This is a genomic window from Maribacter sp. UBA3344, assembly GCF_002362375.1.
Lineage (GTDB): Bacteria > Bacteroidota > Bacteroidia > Flavobacteriales > Flavobacteriaceae > Maribacter > Maribacter dokdonensis.
This window is the reverse complement of the sequence record NZ_DERI01000026.1, coordinates 98,432-121,291: the sequence shown is the minus strand read 5'-3', so window position 1 is coordinate 121,291 and position 22,860 is coordinate 98,432. Positions and strand designations below refer to the sequence as shown.

14 protein-coding genes and 1 tRNA gene are annotated in these 22,860 nt (G+C 35.6%); 9 read left to right on the top strand and 6 right to left on the bottom strand.

Annotation, left to right across the window (positions count from 1 at the left end; genetic code table 11):
• Window positions 1-20 precede the first annotated feature (20 nt).
• From B2Z27_RS16235 to B2Z27_RS16225, 3 genes are all read left to right on the top strand, one after another.
• Complete coding sequence (locus B2Z27_RS16235) at window positions 21-2,420, top strand: hypothetical protein (protein ID WP_286814433.1); 2,400 nt, start codon at window positions 21-23, stop codon at window positions 2,418-2,420.
• A 197-nt stretch (window positions 2,421-2,617) separates the two neighbouring features.
• Entirely contained in the window at window positions 2,618-5,014 is a 2,397-nt protein-coding gene (locus B2Z27_RS16230; RefSeq protein ID WP_286814432.1) for a hypothetical protein, read from the top strand.
• Window positions 5,015-5,022: 8 nt separating this feature from the next.
• Window positions 5,023-6,024, top strand: coding sequence for a metal-dependent hydrolase (locus tag B2Z27_RS16225; protein ID WP_286814431.1), 1,002 nt, complete (start codon window positions 5,023-5,025; stop codon window positions 6,022-6,024).
• A 3-nt stretch (window positions 6,025-6,027) separates the two neighbouring features.
• Here B2Z27_RS16225 and B2Z27_RS16220 read toward each other — a convergent pair whose 3' ends face one another.
• Both B2Z27_RS16220 and B2Z27_RS16215 read right to left on the bottom strand, forming a co-directional pair.
• Window positions 6,028-8,313: a BamA/TamA family outer membrane protein gene (locus B2Z27_RS16220; RefSeq protein ID WP_286814430.1), complete on the bottom strand. Its 2,286-nt coding sequence runs from the start codon at window positions 8,311-8,313 to the stop codon at window positions 6,028-6,030.
• 46 nt (window positions 8,314-8,359) lie between these two features.
• A complete protein-coding gene (locus tag B2Z27_RS16215; protein WP_286814429.1) occupies window positions 8,360-13,336 on the bottom strand; it encodes a translocation/assembly module TamB domain-containing protein in 4,977 nt (1,658 codons plus the stop codon).
• Between the two features lie 429 nt (window positions 13,337-13,765).
• On the opposite strand from B2Z27_RS16215, the gene B2Z27_RS16210 reads away from it, so the two are divergent.
• Window positions 13,766-13,894 carry a hypothetical protein gene (locus tag B2Z27_RS16210; RefSeq protein ID WP_257786201.1) on the top strand — a complete coding sequence of 43 codons (129 nt, stop codon included), beginning with the start codon at window positions 13,766-13,768 and terminating at the stop codon, window positions 13,892-13,894.
• Between the two features lie 60 nt (window positions 13,895-13,954).
• Here the strand turns inward: B2Z27_RS16210 and B2Z27_RS16205 are convergent, their stop codons facing one another.
• From B2Z27_RS16205 to B2Z27_RS16195, 3 genes are all read right to left on the bottom strand, one after another.
• The gene (locus tag B2Z27_RS16205) at window positions 13,955-15,058 is read right to left on the bottom strand and encodes a DUF4407 domain-containing protein (protein WP_286814428.1); all 1,104 of its coding nucleotides are present in this window, start codon (window positions 15,056-15,058) and stop codon (window positions 13,955-13,957) included.
• 136 nt (window positions 15,059-15,194) lie between these two features.
• Window positions 15,195-17,525: a M56 family metallopeptidase gene (locus B2Z27_RS16200; protein WP_286814427.1), complete on the bottom strand. Its 2,331-nt coding sequence runs from the start codon at window positions 17,523-17,525 to the stop codon at window positions 15,195-15,197.
• Window positions 17,526-17,527: 2 nt separating this feature from the next.
• Window positions 17,528-17,893: a BlaI/MecI/CopY family transcriptional regulator gene (locus B2Z27_RS16195; protein WP_058104004.1), complete on the bottom strand. Its 366-nt coding sequence runs from the start codon at window positions 17,891-17,893 to the stop codon at window positions 17,528-17,530.
• 204 nt (window positions 17,894-18,097) lie between these two features.
• Between B2Z27_RS16195 and B2Z27_RS16190 the strand changes: the two genes are divergently transcribed.
• Complete coding sequence (locus B2Z27_RS16190; protein WP_071341216.1) at window positions 18,098-18,676, top strand: PhnA domain-containing protein; 579 nt, start codon at window positions 18,098-18,100, stop codon at window positions 18,674-18,676.
• 144 nt (window positions 18,677-18,820) lie between these two features.
• Here the strand turns inward: B2Z27_RS16190 and B2Z27_RS16185 are convergent, their stop codons facing one another.
• Window positions 18,821-20,212, bottom strand: coding sequence for a dipeptidase (locus B2Z27_RS16185; protein ID WP_286814426.1), 1,392 nt, complete (start codon window positions 20,210-20,212; stop codon window positions 18,821-18,823).
• A 201-nt stretch (window positions 20,213-20,413) separates the two neighbouring features.
• Between B2Z27_RS16185 and B2Z27_RS16180 the strand changes: the two genes are divergently transcribed.
• From B2Z27_RS16180 to B2Z27_RS16165, 4 genes are all read left to right on the top strand, one after another.
• Window positions 20,414-20,495: transfer RNA gene (locus tag B2Z27_RS16180), tRNA-Leu, on the top strand.
• A gap of 376 nt (window positions 20,496-20,871) precedes the next feature.
• Window positions 20,872-21,369 carry a ParB/RepB/Spo0J family partition protein gene (locus tag B2Z27_RS16175; RefSeq protein ID WP_286814425.1) on the top strand — a complete coding sequence of 166 codons (498 nt, stop codon included), beginning with the start codon at window positions 20,872-20,874 and terminating at the stop codon, window positions 21,367-21,369.
• Window positions 21,370-21,372: 3 nt separating this feature from the next.
• Window positions 21,373-22,338 carry a hypothetical protein gene (locus B2Z27_RS16170; RefSeq protein WP_286814424.1) on the top strand — a complete coding sequence of 322 codons (966 nt, stop codon included), beginning with the start codon at window positions 21,373-21,375 and terminating at the stop codon, window positions 22,336-22,338.
• A gap of 36 nt (window positions 22,339-22,374) precedes the next feature.
• Window positions 22,375-22,656 (top strand): hypothetical protein, encoded by a 282-nt coding sequence (locus tag B2Z27_RS16165; protein WP_286814423.1) that lies wholly within the window; start codon window positions 22,375-22,377, stop codon window positions 22,654-22,656.
• The last annotated feature ends 204 nt before the right edge of the window (window positions 22,657-22,860 follow it).

Below are 22,860 nucleotides of genomic sequence, written 5' to 3'. Positions count from 1 at the left end.
TAATATTTTTCCGTCTTTTTATGCATAGAATAACGCTTTTATTTCTTATTCTGATTTCAAATATTCTGTTGGCCCAAAATGAAATTGGTAACAAATTGGTCAAGGATAAATTCTTAATGTATTTTGAATTACCACGAGAGTCCGTATTTCTACATACTAATAAAACAACGTACATAGTCAATGAAGAAGTATGGTTAAAAGGTTATGTGTATGATAGACATAATGGTAAACCGTTCAGTGAAACTACAACGGTTCACGTAGGGTTGTATAATGTTGACGGCAAGAAATTTGATGACTATCATTTTAAAGCAAGCAATGGTTATTTTAAAGGTAATATCGCTGTAGATTCAATGCTTGTGAGTGGCGAATATTATCTTCGTTCAAGTACCAATTGGATGAAGAATTTTATAGAAGATGATTCATTTGTTCAGAAGATTACCATATTAAATGAGAAGCTAATTGAAAAGGCTAAATCAGTTAGGGAATATGATATTCAATTTCTGCCTGAGGGCGGTAATTTAATTGAAGATGCACCCGGTGTTATGGGTGTAAAGGTGACTGATGCTAATGGCTATGGTGTAAAAATAGTAGAAGGGTCGGTATTTGATACTAATGATACGCAAGTTGCTAGATTTTATACGTCAATTTTTGGTTTAGGGAAATTTAATTTTAATCCAAAGGCGGGTATTGAATATGTGGCTAAAATAAAATTTGACGATGGTAGTACAAAAACGACCAAAATACAAAAGCCTTCTAAGGTTGGTATTTCTTTTACCGTAAAGAGTGTTAATAATGATCAGTTCGTTATAAGTCTTACTACAAACGTTGCAACAAAAGAGATTATTGATGAAAAACAGTTTTATTTGTTGGTACATAAAGACGGCCACGCATATAGAATTCCTATTACTTTCCCAAAGAATAAACTATATGTGTCAAAGGTTTTAAATAAAGAAGTGCTTACTAAAGGGATGAATATATTGACCCTATTTAATCCAGATGGTAAGCCTATTGCTGAACGGTTGATCTTTAACTATGCTGATCTTTTAGATGCCGAATTAGAGATCAGCAAATTGTCTACAGCATCAGATTCATTGAATATTCAAGTTAAGCTTCTTGATACAGCTAAAGCACTACAAAATTTAAGTGTCTCTGTTTTACCCGGTAATACAATTTCTTACAATCAAAAAAACTCTATCTATAGTACCTTTTATTTAAAGCCTTATGTAAAAGGATTCATTGAAAATCCTAAATATTATTTTAAGGATGTTACCCCTAAGAAAGAGAAAGATCTTGATCTTTTATTGATGACCCAGGGTTGGTCTAGATATGATTGGACCAATATTTTTAAAGGTACACCAAACCGGTTTTTTGAATTTGAAAATGGAATTGATTTGGAAGGGTCTATTTATAATAAAGGTGTTACTTCAAATGATAAACTTTTAGTTAGTTTCCCAGATAACCGTAGTAGGTATTTGGATATTTTGGACAATAGATTTTTAATTCAAAGGAACTTTCCGGTTAAAGGTGAGACTTTAGAATTTACTTTGATCAGGGAGAATAGAAAATTAGCGAAAGTTAATATTGATTTAAATATAAGGTTGGGGGGTATACCCAATGAAATTGAAACCACGTGGAAAGAAAAGGCAGATTTTATCAACGATAATGATTCTGAAGATGTAATTGTACCTAGCATAACTTATGCCGATAACACGATAAACCTAAATGAGGTGACTGTAATTGAAGAAAAGCTTAAAACTACTGTTGAAAAAAACACTTTAATTCCTAAGTACTTGTCGAGAAAAATGACAGAAGTAACTGAAAATCTAGAATTTAGCTTACCGTATGTTACTGATATTATAAGGTCTAGGGGTTATAATGTGCTGGAGGGGCTTCAGTTTGGTAGTACAAGCCGTGTTATTATTAGGTCAATTATTCCATCTTCCTTTCTTGGAGGTAGTACTTATCCTATTCCAATTATATACCTAGATAATGCCCGTTTACCAAATTTTGATATTTTATATAAAATGCCCACAACCGAAATAGAAAGTTTTATGATTGATAAGACTGGGTCATTTGAAGGAGCAAGAGGAGCGGGTGGTGTAATTCGAATTTATACTAGAAGATTACCAAGAGATTACAATGATCAGTATAGTAGGGATGAAAATGTTTTTAAGTACGAACTTAAAGAAGGGTTTGAGCCTGTTAAGAAGTTCTATACCCCTAAATATACATCATACCTTTCTAACGAATTTGAAAATTTTGGCACCATACATTGGGTTCCTGAATTACAGACCGATGAAAATGGTATCGCTACTTTTAAAATCTTAAATACGTTTCAATCTAATGTCTCTTTTTTTATTGAGGGCATGGGGTCAGAAGGTCAATTAATTTCTGCTGAACAGACTCTTGTGGTTGAATGATTTTAAATTTGCTAACATAGCAAAATCTATTGTTTGCAAAGTGGACGATTAACACCATGTTTCAAAAATCACTATACTTCTTAAGTAGATATTTATGATAATATGAATGCTTCTTTCCTATTTAAAGAGATGCGGATTATAGAATAGCACTTTTTTATTCATAGATTTAACGGTCTTAAAATTTTCTACCTTCATTTATGCATAGATTTTTGCTATTAATCGTACTATTTGTATCAAGTAATGTTGTAGCCCAAAATGATGTAGGTCATAAATTGGTCAAGGATAAATTCTTAAATTATTTTGAATTACCTAGAGAGTCTGTATTTCTTCACACTAATAAAACAATGTATATAGTTAATGAAGAAGTATGGTTAAAAGGGTATGTATATAACAGGCATCTTCAAAAACCATTTCATCAAACTACAACGGTTCATGTAGGTTTGTTTAATGCCAAAGGAGAGAATTTCAAAAATTATCATTTTAAAGCTAAAGATGGTTATTTTAAAGGGAATATAGTAGTAGATTCTATGCTGGTAAGTGGTGAGTATTATTTACGTTCCAGTACCAATTGGATGAAGAATTTTAAGGAAGATGATTCTCATATACAAAAGATTACCATCTTAAATGAGAAGCCTTTAAAAAAAGAATCTGCTGTTCGTGATTATGATATCCAATTTTTGCCAGAAGGAGGTAATTTAATTGAAGGCACTCCAAGTATTATGGGGGTTAAGGTTACGGATGGCAATGGTTATGGCGTAAGAATTATAGAAGGTTCCGTTTTTGATGATGACAATGCTCAAGTGGCAAGATTTTACACCTCAATTTTTGGTTTGGGCAAATTTAATTTTATTCCAAAAGTTGGTAAAAACTATATCGCTAAATTAGAATTTAGCGATGGAAACGTACAGACAGTGACACTGCAAAAACCTATGAAAAAGGGTGTTGCTTTTGGGGTTAAGCATATTGATGACGATAGGTTTATAATTACCTTGACTACAAATGAAACCACTAAGGAGATTACGGATAACCAACAGTTTTATTTGTTGGTGCATAGAGATGGCCACGCAAATAGAATACCGTTAGCTTTTCCTAAAAATAGCCTGTTTGTATCTAAGGTTTTAAACAAGGAAGTGCTTAATAAGGGAATGAATATCTTGACCTTATTTAATTCTGACGGTAAGCCCATAGCTGAACGATTAATTTTTAATTATGCAGATCTTTTTGATGCTAAATTAGAAGTAAGCAAATTGGCTTTAGAAACCGATTCATTGAAAATACAAGTAAAATTGCTTGATACTGATGTAGTACAGCAAAACTTAAGTGTCTCTGTTTTACCGGGTAACACAATTTCTCACAATCAAAAAAACTCTATTTATAGCACCTTTTATTTAAAACCCTATATAAAAGGTTTTATAGAAAATCCTAAATATTACTTTGAAGATATAACTACAAAAAAACAGAATGAGCTAGACCTTTTGTTAATGACACAAGGTTGGTCTCGGTACGATTGGAATGATATTTTTAGAGGACCTCCAAATCAATTTTATGAATTTGAAAATGGAATTGATTTGGAAGGTACTCTTTATGGACAAGAAGTTTCTTCTAATGATAAACTGTTGGTTAGTTATCCTGATAATAGAAGTAGGTATTTGGATATTTTAGATAATAAATTTCTTATTCCAAAATATTTTCCTGAGAAAGGAGACATGTTGGAATTCACTTTAATAAATAATAAAACATTAAGAAAGCCCACTGTTGGGATAAATATGGTGACGGCCGAACTGCCTGAAAAATTAGATCAAATTTGGAATGAGAAAGTTATTCCTAAACCTGAAGATTTTAACGAAAATATTAAGATGTCCGGTTTAATTTCTGACGATAATACAATTAATTTAAATGAGGTTACCGTGGTTGAAGAAAGGATGAAAACAACGGTAGAAAACAATGTTTTTATCCCTAAATACCTAAAAGACAAAATGACCGAAGTAACAGAAGATATAGAAGTAAATTTTCCGTTAGTAAGTGATATAATTAGGTCTAGAGGTTACTATGTAAGAGAAGAGCTAAGTTTTGGTAGTACAGATCGTGTCATTATTAGAATACGTACCGTACAGTCGTTTGAATCTAAAAGGGCAATGCCTGTACCTGCTATTTATTTGAATAATGTACGGTTAAATACTTTTGATCTTTTATATAGAATGCCAACTAACGAAGTGGAAAGTTTTTTAATTGATAAAACAGGAGCTGGTGAAGGAGTAAGGGGTTCTGGAGGTGTTATAAGAATATACACGCGCAGGTTACCAAGGGGGTATACGGATCAAGGTAGTTCAGATAATACTATTTTTAAGTATGAGTTTAAAGAAGGGTTTGAAAAAGTAAAGAAGTTTTATACTCCTAAATACACGTCATACTTTTCCAATGAATTTGAAAATTTTGGAACCATACACTGGGTTCCTGAGTTAATTACTAATGAAAACGGTATTGCGACCTTTAAAATTTTAAATACGTTTCAATCTAATGTCACTTTTTTTATTGAGGGTATGGGGGCGAAAGGTCAATTAATTTCTGCTGAGAGAAATCTCATAATTGAATGATATACTAAATGGACTCGTTAACACAAATAGTACTAGGGGCTGCCGTTGGTGAAGCCGTGCTTGGTAAAAAAGTGGGTAATAAGGCAATGTTGTATGGAGCTATTGCCGGTACCATACCAGATTTGGATGTTATTACACGTTATTTCCTTGATACGGTTACAGCAACGGAATGGCATAGGGGTTTTAGTCACTCCATATTCTTTTCTGTGCTTTTTGCTCCTGTGTTCGGGTGGTTGGTCTGGAAGATAAACAGGAAAGAATCTGCTACCTGGAGAGAATGGTCCTGGTTAATGTTCTGGGGATTGTTCACTCACCCATTATTAGATGCTTTTACCACTTGGGGAACACAACTGTTCTGGCCCTTTAAAACGCGGTTGGCATTTCAAAGCATTTTTGTAATAGACCCGTTATACACTGTTCCTTTTATCATTTTTTTGATTATGGCAATATTCAAAAAAAGAACTTCCGTTAAACGTCAAAAATATGTTCATTTAGGGCTTACTATTAGTACAGCATATTTGCTATTTACCCTTGTTTTAAAAGGAATCGCTTTTCAAAGATTTGAGAATGCCTTGATGGAACAAGGTATTGTTTACAGTGATGTGAATACACGTCCGGCGCCATTGAATACGGTATTATGGATGGCGAATATAGATACTGAAGATGCGTATTTGATGGGGGATTATTCTTTTTTTGATACTAAGGATGTTTCATTTTCTGCATTTCCAAAGAATCATGAACTGTTGGGTAAATGGGCGGATAATGATAAGATAGTACGACTTATTAAAATAACAGAAGGCTGGTATACCATCACAGAAAGAGAAGGGGACCTTTATTTCAATGATTTAAGATTTGGACTCATAAGTTTAGATGAAAACGAAACTCAATTTGCCTTTAGTTATAAACTGGTGCCCAATGGGGAAGATCTCATTGTAGAAGAAAGACCTAAATTTAAACGGGATGCAAAACGACTGATGACTGCACTTTGGAAGCGTATGTGGGGAAACTAGGTGTTAAAAAGGATAGCCAATAGCAAAGTTTAAGGTCATGTTATTATCGGCATTTCCAAAGAAAGGTACGTTCCATCGCTCGTTTTTAGCTTCGTAGGGAATTCTTAATGGAGACGCAAGATCAAGGCGGATAACAAAATTTTGAACATCTAATCGTAAACCAAACCCTACTCCCGCAGCAACCTCGGTAAGCCAGTCTTTTTCAAATTTACCATCTGTAAAAAGTGTTTCGGAAAAACTGCTGTTCAGTTGGTCTTCTTCTAGTTCAGAGTAATCACCGGTCAGCCACACATTACCCGCATCAACAAAAAAAGCGCCTTTTAAATAGGAAAAAAGTGGAAAACGATATTCTACATTAGCTTCTAGTTTAAGGTTACCGGATTGGTCAAAATAATCGGTAGTGGCATTTTCTGTTTCCGCATTAAAATTACCGGGTCCTAAAGAACGGATGTTAAACGCTCTAACGCTATATGGACCGCCGGAATAAAACTGTTTAACAAAGGGTAATGTTGAACTATTGCCGTATGGAACGCCCCAACCTGCATAAATACGGGATACCAAGGTGCGCTCCTTTTTCCAACGTAGGTACAGTCTTAAATCTGCATCGGCTTTTGCATATTGGGCGTATGTAGAGCCAAAAATAGTTTCTGAACCACCGCTAATAAGATTTAGCATATTACCGGCAATATCAAAGTTGGTTGAAAAGTAAATAGGAGCCTCTTTGCTAAGTTTGGATACTTCGTCATAGGTGAAACTATAGAGCAGCCCTGCTATAAAACGCTGCTCAAAACTTTGACTCAAATATTCATTGTCGTCTAAAATTGCCTGAAACTCATCGGTTACATTTGATAGCCTTGAGTAATTTATACTGATGGGGTCTAGGGTGTGGTATACGTATTGGTTTTCTTGCCATGTATAGCCAAAAGATGCATTTACAGAACTTAAGGTAAATAATTGGCTACGCTGTAAAAAATCGTAACCTAAAGATATTTTTGTTTTTGGTACGGCATACTGAAACCTACTGGGTGAAAACGGTATGGACCTGGGTATTACTAGATCGGCACTTATACCACCTGCTATACTGCTTAAACTGGAATTACTGCCGCTTGATAATTGCGATTCATAACTAAAATTGGCGGAAACACTAAAGGTCTCACCACCGTTGAACACATTTCTGTTGGTATGGCTCAGAAGAATACCGGGACCGGTGAAGCCGTTAGATTTTGATACGGCCTGTATTTCTGCCCTAATGGAGCGTTTGGTCAATGGTGCCAAGTAAATGCTTGCTGCCAATGAACCGCCATTACCATCGGTAGCCGTAGTATCCAGTTCCGTGTATTGTATGTTTACATATTTGTAACTTCCCAATGCAGATAACCTATTGCTTGTTTGTTTGGAAATATTGGCATTGTACAGGTCGCCCTCATTGAATAATAGATAGGATTCTAAAAGCTTTGGTTTAAAGTATAGCTCATTCTGTACAAAATCAATACTGTCTATTTGGGTTACATTTTCTTCAGTTAAGGGCAGTGTGTCACCTTCAATGGTGTAATTGGGGTAAACGGTAATGGAATCAATAGTGTACGGAATTGATGCCCGCGCGGGAACATCTTTTTTTAGTCTAAGAAAAAGGTCAAATTTTCTGTTTTTATATTGATTGGTATCTGCCTCAAAAATGAGTAGATCTTCTTGACTGTTGTAAAACCCTTTTTGTTTTAATCCATTGTTTAATCTTGCTCTTTCGGCCTTCAGTAAATCTAAATCAAATCTATCTCCCTTTGCCAAAGAGGTTTCCGGGAGCATTTTTTCTATTTCTTTATAAATGGGCAATGAGTCAGATTCAAGATGATAGTTTTCCAAAACATAGGGCTGCGGCATACTGGCCGTATAATTGACCGAAGCGAATTTGTCGTTGTTGACTACTTCAGAAGATGATTTGCTATAGAAGAATCCATTATTGTCCAAGCGATTTAAAATCAATTCTTCTACACGGTCTGTATTTACTTCAGAAAAATATACCGGTTCTTCCCCAAAAGATTTATTCAAAAATTTATATAGAAACCCTGGTTTTTCTCGCTGCGCCTTGTAATGAAAAAATAGGGCAGGCTTCATGCCTAAAAATGTGGTATTCGGGTTAGGTTCAATAAGATTTAATAATTCGGCCTTTACCTCTTTACTGTCATGTATCTCACCTTCGGAAAGTAACTCAAGCTCGGCACCGGTGTACAGTTGCTCTCCTTCAGGAATATATTTTTCAATGCCACATGAATATATCAGCAAAAATGCCAAACAAATTAAAGTTCTATATGTGCAGTTGTTCGTTTTCAATGTACCGTTATTCTTCTTTTTTGTTCGCGTCTTTTTTAGACGGTTTATTCTCTTTTTTCAGCGGACTGAACAATTGACTGAATTTATTGAACTCGCGATTAAAGATAAAAGCTAAACCCGTTACTATAAGTTGACCGTCAATAATATTTTGATACTCTTGTTTTCTAAACCCCTTTAGTCTGTACGTGCCTTCTTCACTCAATAGGTACTCCAAGGTTACGTTACCGATCAATGGTGTTTCACTTTCGCTGGAATATGCACTTCCTTCAACATCTACTGCGCTACCTGCGGTAACGATCAACCGATCGTTAAATAGTCTTTTGCTGGCATTGATATTCAATTGGGTACGACTTTGGGCGCTTCCGCTTTCGTAATCCTCAAAACTGTCCAAGTCAAAACCGAGCTCAAAACCGGTATTGCCCAGTAATTTATTGGAAATGGAAGTAAGTTCGTTAGACAGTACTTTGTTTACGTTGTTTCTGGCAATAGTTACAGCGCCACCACTACTACCATCACTTCCTGTGGTAGGATAAAAACGGTTCAGTGCCAAGAGCGAGAATACCTGTTTGTTCAATTCGGATTCTTGCTCGTTCAATTGTTGAATACGACTGTACACGGCACCACCAAAGTTACCTTGCGCATTTTCTGGCATGTCCAGGGCAAAGGAGAGTTCTGGCTGCATAAGCTGCCCGTCTATGTTTAAATATACCAAGAATGGTGTAGACTGTGCATAGGAGCCAGAAACACTGCTGTCCGTTCCGTAACTAATGGAAGACATTAATGAAGAAGCAGATGTTTCTATTTCATAAATAGCGGTTACGTCCATTTTGGCATCGAATGGGTCACCGCTCCATACAATACTGCTACCTTTTTGTAATTGAAATTCGCGACTTACCAAGTTGTATAAACTGGTTCTGTAAAAGCCCGAGTTCAATTCTAGCCTGCCCGATAGTCTTATGTCTTGATTTGGATCTATGTTCAAATTCAATGTAGCGTTACCGGATGCCTGCAACTTGTCTTGGGTTTTTTCATCAAGTACAATGGTAAATTTAGCCTCGTTCCCAATTTCTAGAACCGTATTGATATCCATACCGGCAAAAAAGGAATTCGTAGTTTCTTCGTCTGATCTGGTAAGTATGGCATCAGGGTTTTCCCTGTTTACAAAAATGACAACACCGTCTCGCTCCTGAATGTCCAATTGGTCTTGAGGTACAACATAAGTTAGATCGGTAATATCGCGAATGCGTAGCCTGCCATCTATAACGGGTAGTTCTAAATCTCCCTGTACTTTTACATCTGCTTTTATACTTGCAATTCCATAGACCAATTCATCATCTCCTTTTTTGGAATCTAACACTCTAAATTGATCTGTTTTCACCGTTAGGTCAAAACTTGGGTTGACAAAACTCTCTGTGTAAACCGTACCGTCTATAGTCAATGCACCTTGATTAATGTCCTCTATGGCAAAGGAATTAAAGCTTACTTCGTCTTGATCAATATCTATGAATTGATCATCTATGGTAAACGTAGACTTATAGGCCGCCAAGGCTAAGCTAAATTCATTAAAGTTTATTCTGCCGGAGTATTTTGGTTCTGCCAGGGTACCCTTTACCAATAAGCTTCCGTCTAGATAACCCTTGGCATTCGTCAATTGTTCGTTAGAGAATCCTTCTATTATACTGGCTTCCAGCTTTTGAATATCCAGTTCCATATTCAGATAGGCGGTATTTTGTTTTGCGGTATAATCTCCGGTTAAATTAAGCTTTGCACCACCGTCTTTTAGGGCGAGGTCAAAGTCATATTCTGATAACGATTTGGAAGTTGCATCTAGGGTAAGGGTGCCTAACGGATTTTGAAGTACCTGAAAATCTTTGATATCTAAATTGGCAACAAGCCCAGACGCGGTGTAGGGATTAATGATTACAAAATAGCCTTCTACCTTACCTTTTGCCAAGGCTTCATCAGGATTGAAAAAACTGAGAAATGTCTGTAACTGAAAATTCTCGAACAGGATTCCAATATGTTCCGTATCCATCTTTGGAAACGTATTGGATATTTCCATCTTTTGAGAATTTCGAGTAAAGATTACTTTTTCAAAATCTGAAAATGATTCACTGATCACTATAGAATTATCTTCTGGAATTTCCCATTGCTTTTTGTTAAGGATTAAATCTTCTGGATCAATATGGAGTTTTAAAGTGTCTTTCTGGAATACTAGACCAGATGCTATGTGCATGACCTGTACCGTGTCATTTTTTGAATTGAAATCAAGTAATAATTCTTTATTCTTTAAACTACCTTCTAAATAGGTTTGTTTAAGATGAATGGGTTCGTAAATTAAATCTGCAAGGCCTGCAGAAAATTTCAGGTCTACAGAATCTCCTTTTACATAGGCATTTAAACTATCTACAGAACTACCGGCATACGATATGTGCGGTACTTTCACTTGAGCGGAAATTTTTCTCTTTTTAGAATCAAAACTGGCATCTATATTCAGGGAATCTAAATCTTCTACTCCGTTAAAAAATACTTTAGACAATACCGGTGTTGGTATTATGGCAATCGCCAGTTTTGCTTCAATAGTATCTTCGACCTCATAGACGGTGTCGTCTGTTGAGAAATAGTGTTCCAATTGTTTTTTTAATGCGTTGGTAATACGATTAGGCGATGCATTGGATGCCAACTGACCGTTCAAGAAATTACTTTGTACGGAAACGTCGGTTATGGTATCTTCAACATGTGCCTTTAGAATGATGGTTGACACTTGATATTGCTCGTTATCCGCTACGGCAATACCATCATCAATGACGGTATTTATCGTAAAATTGGATGGTATGCCGGTATAATCACCATTTATATTAGCGGCAACTTTAATGTTTTCCTTTGTAAGTCCAAGCTCTTTTAAATCTGCCCCAATAATATTTGAAGTAAATTGAATATCATTGTCATTGGATGTAAGAAGCAAAGTTGCACCTGCATCCATATTCAAATTGGGGTCGTTGATATTTGCGGATATGTTACCCTTGCCATTATTTAGAATACCGTCAATATCAATCGCTTTATAACTGTAACCGCCGTATTGAAATTGCGAAATGTTACCGGTTATGTTGGCATCTAAATTGCTTGTTTCGTTACCAGAGCCATTAGCATTTATTTGCAATGAAATTTCACCTAACTGATCGTTCTGTAACAGTTGCCCTAGTTGAAGACTGTCTATAGAAACGGTACCATCAAATTTCATGATTTCCCCAAAGTCAACAAGGGCATTTATATTTGCATTCCCTTCTGGAATTTTAAGGACCATGTTTGGTTTTACCCAGCTAGTTCCACCAGATAAGCTGCCTTCGGCTACAATGGTTTTAGGAACAGAAATTCCTAGTTCCTTGGAGGATATTAATTTGTCTATAGCGGTTTTATTGCTTTTAAAGCTAATATTGTTCAAATTATAAAAAAGTGAATCTGTTTGGGTAAGATTTTCAATACTGCCTTTTGCCACAAGATGTGTGTCTGGCCCCCATTGTATTTCTGTACTGAGATCATCAACTTTTCTTAGGTTTCCTCTTGCTTTTAAATGACCGGTAAAAGGATGTTTTGATAAGGAATCTAGATATTGATTTTGGGCAAGTTCCGGTTGAATATTTAAGAGGTCGCCAAGCTCTAAATTTAGATCGGCAATGTTTGCGGTTAGGGTGCTTTTTTCAGGATTTTCCAATGCATCTTTCAACGAATTGAACTGAACGTTAAGATCTGCATTTGCAGAACTATTGTTTATTTGAAAAACGACATCTGACAGTGATGCCTTGGTATTGTTTAAGCCAGCTTTAAAGGCCAATTGATTTAAATGTATACCGTTAGGTTCTGAGAAGGAGAATTTAGAAACATCTAAATTGAACTGCTCTGGGCGATATTCTAAATTTTGGGCCAGTAGTTGTAACTGCTCAATTTTAAATGCATTGGGGTTGAAGCTTTCCGTGCTTTGCTGTTTGCCATTTATGGAATAACTGAATGTGTTCTGGGCAAGGTCTATATCGTTAGCTGCAATGATGAATTCCGGCCATTCAAATTCAGCTGTATTGGTGGTAGTTATTTTAGTTTCTTCACTCCTTAGTTTTACATCTATTTCTGAATCATGAAGAACAAGGTCATCTGTCTCATATCTATTTTTGGATACATCTGCCAGTATTTCTGTAAGTTCAATGGTACCAAGTTTTAACTGGGTCTGTAAACCGCCTGGCTGACTGTTGTAGGTGATATTTACGTTATTTACATTAAAATCTTCCACCTCAATATGTGGTAGAGCTGTACTTGTGGTGTCTTCGGTTATTGGGAATTCATGAGATTGAACGTACTGGAGTTGGGTATTGCTCAACTTAAAATCATCCAAAGAGAATTTCATGGAATTCAAGTCGAATTCCGATACGTCAATATCTAATTGACCAAGTATAAGGTTGATATCTGTTCCAAGATAGGCATCGGAATAATTCAATTTCCAATCAGTGATATCTAAGCTGCCAACATTTATATTCATGGGGGCACTAGTTGTAGCAGTCGTATCTGTCGTAGTAGTCAGTGCATCTATTAAGAACGTAAAGTTGAAAACATCTGGGTTGTTCTCCCTATTTATTTTGGCAACAACACCTTTAGATATAACATCATCAATTGAAATTTCATTTTTAAAAATGGCAGGGTATATTGGAATGTCCGCTTGTAACGATTTTGAATAGAATAGGGTATCTCCCTTAACATCTTCCAGATAAACACCTTCTATTTGTATATCACCAGAAAAGGTAATGTACAATTTGCCAACTTCTACTTTAGTATGTGTTTTGCTAGAAATATAATTGGTAACCTTAGATACAATGGCATTTTGTGCCCAAGGTGTCCGTACTAACAGGACTAAAACAAAAAATAGCAAAATTAGCCCAAGGAGAATTTTTCCAATGCGCTTTAGGTATTTTTTGAATTTCAGATTTTCATTGGCCATAAGGAAAACAATATAATATTGAATACAGTCATTCAATTTTTAAGCTTAAACCTGTTACGATCCCAGCTGTGCCATAAAACCTGTAGCAATTATAATTAGTAGAACTATGATGATCATAAGGTTATAAAACCTTCTCTTCTTTTTCTTGGTTTCTTTCAGTGATGCCATTAAAATGCAAAGTTAAGATTACCAATATATAAAATTAGCTTATTTACTAAGAAGATTATCGGTATAGAACATGTTGAGAGTCCATTACTGTTTTTGATTTATCAAAGGATAGCTTAAGAAAAATAGGTTCGTCTACACTTATGGTCCATTGGCCTATACTTAGATTGCCCCGGTCAGAAATCAAAGATCTAAGCTGAATTGATGAGGTACCTTTGGAGTGTAATTAATGACTAACTCAAAAAATCACCAATACTATAAAATATGAAAACAGTAATTAACACAAATAGATGCTTAGGTTATTTTGAAACTGCCAACCAAGAGGAAATTTATGAAATATGTACCTATAACGTTACAAATTCAGAATTGATCTTAGAGGCTATGACCGTGTAAAGAAGTTGTTCAGGTAGTTCCCCCAAACCGAAGAAGGCCAATAGAAATATTGGTCTTTTTCTATTTTAATCCTTTGGTTTGAACATTATGGAAACTATCTGCCTGTAAGCGTAACAATTCTTCCGCTTTTTTCTTTTTGTATCCGTATAGCTCTTCTTCGCCCTTTAAATCTTCATAAATTTTTTGGTTGATTTCTCCATCTGTAGCAACTATTAATTTACGTTGCGCCAATTTTTGGGCAACCCATGTAGCTAAAACACTTTCTTCTTCTTCCAATTTAATGTCGTACTCACCTTTTGGAGCAAGTAATTTCGCAATTATGGGCGAAGTTTCAATAGCTAAGAACAGTAGAAATATAAAAAATGATGGCATCCATGGCAACTCATTTAGGGCCGTAATTCTTGCCATTAATCCGTCGAAACCATCAATAATGGGTTGCGAGTTTTTCACCACGTCTGCATAATCTGTATTCAATGCCGTTATTTGGGCTTCTAAATCTGTAATTTTTTCTGCATTAGTGGTCTTTAATGCCTGTAGTTCAGCAAGTGCGGCATCATGTTTTTCCCGCTTCTCCGCATATACAGGTCCTTTGCCCAATAGCTTTGTACCGGCAGTGCCTTCTGCTTCATTGATATAAATATCATAAAGGGTATTGGTTTCTTTTTCTTTTTCTGTTATTTCAGATTTTAAGTCGGTGATGTCGTTATTTAACTGCGTTATCTTAGGAGTGTACTGTAGGGCAAGTTGATCTTTATTGGCAAGGGTAAGGTCATTCTTTTGCTCTAATAAAACCTGATTGATCTCTTTTTCAAAAATCTTCATTTCCAAAGGTTTTGAAATTACGATAGCAATGATAACGGCAAGAACTATTCGTGGTACTGCCTGTAAAAACTCTTGCCCAAAATTGCCTCGTTTTTTTATGGTCGATACTATAAAACGGTCCAAGTTAAAAATTAGGAGTCCCCAAATGAGTCCGAAAAATACGGCGGCATAGACATTGTCAAATACGGTATACAGAGCATAACTACTTGCTATAAATGCCATTACCGCAGTAAAGAAAACTGTAGCGCCAATACCTGCGTATTTGTTTTGTTCGCCTTTAGAGCATGTTTTTAAAAGTTCTGAGTCGGCGCCAGAACAAAGAATGAAGAAATTTTGAATCATGATGAAAATTCGTTTTTTGACCATCCTTACGGCTGGCAAGTTGATGATGATGTATACTGGGTGAACGTAACTATTTTGTTTTTGGTACGTAAAAAGCCCTCTAAAAGAGGGCTTTAACATATGTTTGACGTTGTGTCTATCGTATTGTTACAGGTGCGGTAGTGATTCTTACTTCGGTCTTTCCAAGTTTCTTACGAGATTCCATATTCAATTCTTTGTTCTTTTTAAGTAAGGCGATCGCTTTATCAGACGTTATTTTTTCGCCTTCAAAATAAAATATTGCTCCTTTTTTTGCCATGTCTATAGCGTAGTCAAGAGGAGAGGGTGGAGTAGGAGGAGTGGGTGCCGTGGGACTAGTAAGTTCCATAGTCGTTTTTGAGGATGTTCCTTTTATTCCATTGATGTCTAAGTTCAAATGGTCATAGGGGTCTTGATTTTCAATGATTTCTTTAATTTGATTATCTGCATAATCTGAAGAATTCGGTGCTTTTGGAGCTTTGGGTGCTGGTGGTGGTTCTGGAAAATCAGGAAATGGTTCAGCATGCTCTTTTTGCTCTTTGGACATTAATCTGTAAATATGTTTTAATTGATCTATATCAGATTTCAAGATGCGGATATTGCCACCATCGGCTATCATACTGTTGTATTTTTTTGCAAGCTCATTATAGTAGACTAATTGCTCTTTACTTGCGCCATCTTGATTTTGTTTAGGTAAGCATTCCGGAAATGGATCTGCCAACTTTTTTTCGGCATCACTCATGTTTCTGTAAATAGATTCCAATACTTTTAAATCATTTAAAGGAATTGTTCTTTTAGCAATGGGAATAGCGTTATATTTTTTGGCTAAACGGTTATACAAACCAAAAGCTCTTTTGTCTAGGTTCGTATTTATATCTCCTGAGATTGTATATATAGCGTACTGTGCAGTGTCATAGCTTTCTAATGGAGACATTGCTTTTATGTTGTTTCTATTTATGTAAGTATTTAATTTAGATGCAGGTAAATTCGTTTCATCGTTTATGGCTATTACATCATTAAAAGAATTTAATTTTATCCATGAGGTAGCACTAACCAAATAGAATGTTTTATTAATCTCAACAATACAATTGGTATTACCCTTCTTTACATCTTCTAACTTTGAAGTGAAAAATTTTTCATTTTCAATTACAGAAATATTTTGGGCAATTGATGCATAATCTAAATTGATGTTCTTTGTGAATAGTTTGGAGAACTCTGGTGTAGGTCCATTATTTTTTTGAAGCCCAAAGTACATTGAAGTTTTTATTTCACCACTAAGATTTCCCCAATGCTCTTTTTGAACTAACGGTTTGTAACCTTCTTTTTTGACTATGAGATTAAAGTCAATTTCACCTTGTTGTGCATTGACAAACTCAAGTGAATAATAGCCTTTGTTGTCTGTTGTGGTGAATACAGTTCCATTATAGTTTTTGATTTCTGCATTTATTATAGGTTCTAAAGTTTCAGAATCAATTACTAAACCAGCGAGTTTTACAGTTCTTTTTTGAATTTTCTTTTCTGTTTTATCAATACTAAAATTAGTTGTTGAACTCCCATTTATATATTCTGTTGATCTACTACTAAAACTAACTAGTAGAAGGACCATTAAAGGGAATACAAGAACGCTTCGAATTAAAATACCTCTTTTTGATGTTTGTTTTTTCATGATGATGAATCGTTTTTTGATTGATGAATAATTTATGGCATTTGCAATGCCAACGGATTGATGCGTGTGAAAGTTGTCGTTTGATAAGTACGACAGTAAAGTGTTTTGATATTGTAATTGATTTTCTTGCCCTTTAATTACGGCACTATCAGCTAGAAATTCATGATTGAGTTTGATACTTCTTTTAAATACATAAATCAGCGGATTAAACCAGAATAAAACTTGTAGCAATTCAATAAAAAGAACATCTAAACTATGCCACTCCTTAGCATGGGTTTCTTCATGTAATAGTACAGCAGCTGGTATACTCTTAGATTCAAATTTTTGCTTGTTAAGAAATATATAGCGAAGAAATGTATGTGGCGGTAGTTCTTCTTTTAACAAGACTTTTACCAAGGAATTAAATTTAATTTGGGTATTGCGCCTAACACGGATCCATAGTTTGGCAATGTTATAAAGAAAACGAAATCCAAAAATTGCAATTCCCAAACCATAAAGAGTATAAAGAATCAAGGTCCAATTCATGGGCGATTCTTCCATCTCATGAACTATTGGTGTTATTTCTGGTTGTTCATTTATGGTCAAAACTTGAGTGACAGCAGGGGTTGGTTCTGCTTCTATATATTCGGTAAAAACAATTTGTGGAATTATTAGAGAAATAATAAGCGCAGTTAATAGAAAGAATCTTTTAAAATGGTGCATACTTTCCCTTTCAAGCAAAAGTTTATAGAACACTAAAAAAATGCCCATGCATGCCGTAGATTTTAAAAGATAGATTTCCATAATTACTTCTTTTCTATTTCAACATCTATTAATTTCTTCAATTCTTCCAATTCAGCTTTGCTTAAATTGGTTTCTTGCGTAAAAAATGATGCAAACTGACTGGCACTATCGTTGAAAAAGTTTTTAATGAGTCCGTTTACATGTTTAGAGAAATAGTCTTTTTTCTTAACTAGCGGATAATATTCTCTGCTTCTGCCATAACTTTTATAGTCAATAAACTTTTTATCGGTCATTCTTTTCAATAAGGTGGCTACGGTGGTGGTAGCGGGTTTTGGCTCTGGGTAAGCATCCAATAAGTCTTTCATGAAAGCTTTCTTTTGCTTCCAAAGTATATTCATTAATTCTTCTTCCGATTTGGATAACTGCATTTTCTACAAGTTTAGAATTTGTTCTACAAACATAGAATAAATATTTATATTCTACAAATGTAGAGTAAATTTTGGGTGGTAGGCGTAAAGGAGAAAGTAGCCTTACATTATCGAATTGGTTAAATTATAAAGGGCAATTAGAGAAGGTACTTATAGTTCTTACCTATAATAAAGTGTAAATTTGCAGCCTAAAAGCAACCTAGAATGAGCGTAAAAGATGATTTAGAAGCACGTAGTGGTTCCACATGTGAATTATGTACCGCAACCAATAATTTAGAAGTTTTTGAAGTTGAACCGGTTTCTATTAGTGGAGTTGATTCTAGTATTTTGGCATGTGAAACGTGTCGTACTCAAATTGAAGACCCGGAACAAATGGATGCTAATCACTGGCGTTGTCTAAATGACAGTATGTGGAGCGAGTACGATTCTGTAAAAGTTGTGGCGTGGAGAATGCTTTCTAGATTAAAATCTGAAGGTTGGCCCAAAGATTTGTTGGATATGATGTATTTAGAACCTGAGGTTTTAGATTGGGCAAAGGCTACGGGAGAAGGTTTGGCAGAAAGTGAGAAGATAATTCACCGTGATGTCAATGGTGTAATCTTACAAAATGGTGATAGTGTTGTATTGGTGAAAGACCTAAAGATTAAAGGTTCTAGTCAAGTAGCCAAACAAGGTACTGCAGTAAGGCGAATTTCGTTAGATAGGGAAAATGCTGAATATATTGAAGGCAAAGTAGGACCTACCCTTACCGTAATCATCACTAAATACGTGAAAAAAATATAGTTGTTCGTTATTGGTTCTCGGTATCAATTTATCATCAACAAAATATACTTCTACAATAAAAAACGTCTTTGTAAGCAAAGACGTTTTTTAATTTACTGTCAACTGTCAACTGTCAACTGTCAACTGTCAACTGTCAACTGTCAACTACTTCTTGGTCATTTCCGTGAAGTATTGATAAAAATAAGGGATGGTTTCAATGCCTTTTAAGTAGTTCCATACCCCAAAATGTTCGTTAGGGGAGTGTATGGCATCACTATCTAAACCAAAGCCCATAAGAATAGTTTTACTCTTTAGTTCTTTTTCAAATAGAGAGACTATAGGAATACTACCACCACTACGTTGCGGTATCGGTTTTTTTCCAAATGTGGTTTCGTATGCTTTTGATGCTGCTTGGTATGCATCAGTATCTATTGGCGTTACATAACCTTGACCACCATGATGAGGTTTTACTACTACGGTAACACCTTTAGGTGCAATAGATTCAAAATGAGTTTTAAATAGCTCGGTAATTTCTCTCCAATCTTGGTAGGGTACCAATCTCATGGATATTTTAGCATATGCTTTACTTGCTATAACCGTTTTGGCTCCTTCCCCAATATAACCGCCCCAAATGCCATTGACATCTAAGGTAGGTCTAATGGAGTTACGTTCGTTTGTAGAATAACCTGCTTCACCATAGACTGAATCAATATCCAAAGCTTTTTGATATTTTTCTATGCTAAATGGTGCTTTTGCCATTTCTGCGCGTTCTTCGGCGGAAAGTTCCTCTACCTTGTCATAAAACCCTGGAATGGTAATATGGTTATTTTCGTCATGTAAACTAGCGATCATTTTTGTTAAAATGTTGATCGGATTTGCAACGGCACCACCGTATAAACCAGAATGTAAATCACGATTAGGACCCGTAACTTCCACTTCAACATAGCTAAGTCCGCGTAAACCCGTGGTAATTGACGGCACATCATTGGCAATCATGCCCGTGTCCGATATTAAAATAACATCGTTTGCCAATTTTTCTTTATTCTCGGCAACATAAATACTTAAGTTATTACTCCCAACTTCCTCTTCGCCTTCGATCATGAATTTTACATTACATGGCAGCTGATCGGTTTTTACCATCAATTCCAATGCCTTTACATGCATGTACATTTGCCCTTTGTCATCGCAAGCACCACGTGCAAAAATGGCTCCTTCTGGGTGTAAGTCGGTTTTTTTGATTACCGGTTCATAAGGTGGGGAAGTCCATAATTCCAATGGTTCGGCCGGTTGTACATCATAATGGCCGTATACTAGTACCGTTGGTAGGTCTTTGTTTATGATTTTTTCACCATAAACTATAGGGTAACCGGCTGTTTCATGAATTTCAACAATATCACAACCTGCATCTTCTAGTTTTGATTTTACCATTTCCGCAGCGTTTAAAACATCTTGAGAGAAGGCAGGATCTGCGCTAACAGACGGTATTTTAAGTAGTTCTATGATTTCATTTAGAAATCGGTCCTTGTTTTCGGAGATATAATTCTTTACGTTTTTCATGCAATTTTTTATCTGACTTTTGATAAAAGTACAAAAAGCGTAATTTTTAAATAGCTAAAATTTAGAGAATTGATTTTTTGCATTATATTTGCACCCCGATAATCACATATCGTGATTTTGGAAAGAATGCAGGCGTGGTGGAATTGGTAGACACGCTAGACTTAGGACATAGCGAAATAAAAAATGTTAAAATATTAAAATGCGGGCGTGGTGGAATTGGTAGACACGTCAGACTTAGGATCTGATGCCGTGAGGTGTGGGAGTTCGAGTCTCCCCGCCCGTACGAAAGCCGAAGAGAAATCTTCGGCTTTTTTTGTTTAAAATACTTCTCAAAAAATTGTTAGGTACAACATAGGTACAACATTTTGCTTTTTTCAAAGCGAAATTTGTTTTAGTACCGAATCGAATCATTTGTCATCAATCATTATAAATTCTTAGTCCGACTAATAAATTTTACTAAGCTGCAACCCTATTCCTTCGTAAGGGAAGTTTATTATCATACAATATAACCGCAATTTAAACTCGTAAAATACTTCCATCAAAAGACTACGGCATAAAGCCGTTCGTGCCTCACTTTTTATTCCGTTTCCTTTTGAGCCAAGATTTTATCTTCCGTTTGGTTCCTGCTTAAATATTGTTTAATCAAAAATTTAAGTATTATGACAACAAAAGCAGTTAAAACGAGAAGGAACGGTAAAGCCAATACAACCGTTAAAAATGAAGTCAAAGAAAAATTGACTCGAAAAGCTATTGGACTGGAAATTCAAAATTTGAATATCGAAAAGGTTATACCAGACCCCATGCAGCCTAGGAAAACTTTCAATGAATTATTATTAAAAGAGCTTTCAGAAAGCATCGAAAAACACGGGGTACTTCAACCGATTACAGTTCGAAAATCAGAAAAAGAATACATCATCGTGATGGGCGAACGACGTTATCGTGCCAGTAAGTTAGCAGGTAAAGAGACTGTGCCTTGTATCGTGAGAGATTACGAAAGCAATACAATCTTGGAAATTCAAATCATCGAAAATCTACAAAGACAAGATGTTGAACCTACAGAGGAAGCAGATGCCATTGCTTATCTAAGTGAGAAGTATTCGGCTTCGGAAATTGCTAAGCGATTAGGAAGAAGTGATAATTTTATTCGTCAGCGATGAAAATTGGCTGGACTAATCGAAGGTTTTAAAGTATTCGTTCGTAATGACGAAATGACCATTTCATTAGGTGTCGGTGTCGCACTTTTTGAGCCAGAAGAACAACAAATGATGTTGGAAACGATGGGCGAAGAATTTAGTGCCCATCAAATCAATAGGATGATAAAAAATCAGACCTATGATTTAGAGAAAGCACCGTTTGATGTCGAAGATTCAACATTAGTTGCAAAAGCTGGGGCGTGCACTATGTGTCCGTTCAACGCTGCGAATCAAGGAAATCTATTTGGGGAAGGAAAGAAGGTCTGTACAAAGGCATCTTGTTTTGAGTCGAAGAAAAATAAATCGTTCTTAAACCTGATTGAGACATCCAAAAAAGAGAATGTGCTGTTAATTCCTGAAATACGGAAGTATTGGGCGGACGACGAACGTAATCAGCTTGTGATTTCACAACTAGAGAAAAATGGCTTAAAAGTCTATTTGCTGGACGATGTGGAACTTATAGAAAAACCAATACAGCCTACCTTGGAAACTATCAAGGAAGAATATCGCAACTATGATTATAGCGAAGATGAATTTGACGAGGCCACCAAGACCTATAACGAGGAATTGGAAAAATACAATTCGGCCAAAGGGAATGGATTTAAAAATGGCATTGTTTTTCATCCTGAATCTTACCTGCACAAAGAAGTGTTTTTAAAGCTTATCGAAAAATCAGAAGATGAAAGCGAAGTTCATTCCGTGCCGTTATCGAATAGAAAAATGGATGATTGTACACCAGACGAACAAATCATCAAAATTAACGAAAGGGAAATTAGAAAGAAACAAATCGAGAATAACCGACAGTTTGAAGAAGTTGTCACAATGATTCGAGAGACCAACTACATCGAGACCAAGAAAACACTTTCGGTAGATGAAATGGTTGCCTTTTCAATTTCGCTCTACGAAAACAATGTGGATTATTTTAGTCAGTAAAAGTACTTTTCAGGATTATTGGACGATACGTCAAAAATGACAAAAGTTGAAATTATACAGAATTTCAAAGAAAAGTTCAAAAAAGAAATCTTTCATAAGTTGATACGGTATATACTTACCAAACAAGTCCATTTTGGGGAAAGTAATCATACTAGTAATTTGACGAATATGTCTTTCTACAATGCCATACTAGGATATCATAAAACCAAGATTACGGATATCGAAAAGGAATACATTGAAAGAAGAGATATACGTGAAGAACGTTTGAAAGCCAGAATAGAAATCCTTGAAAAAGAAATCAAGGAATTGAAAGCGTAGCTTTTGTTGTTGGAAGGAAGGGTCGGCATTTGTGCTGGCTCTACTTTTTTTTTAGATAAGTTTTTTGGGAAGGTAGTACTTTAAAAGGAAGAAATAATCAATCAATAGTAGCGCAAAGGTAAACTCGTAAAATACACCCATCAAAAGACTACGGCATAAAGCCGTTCGCACACTCACTATTTATTCCGTTTCCTTTTGAGCTGA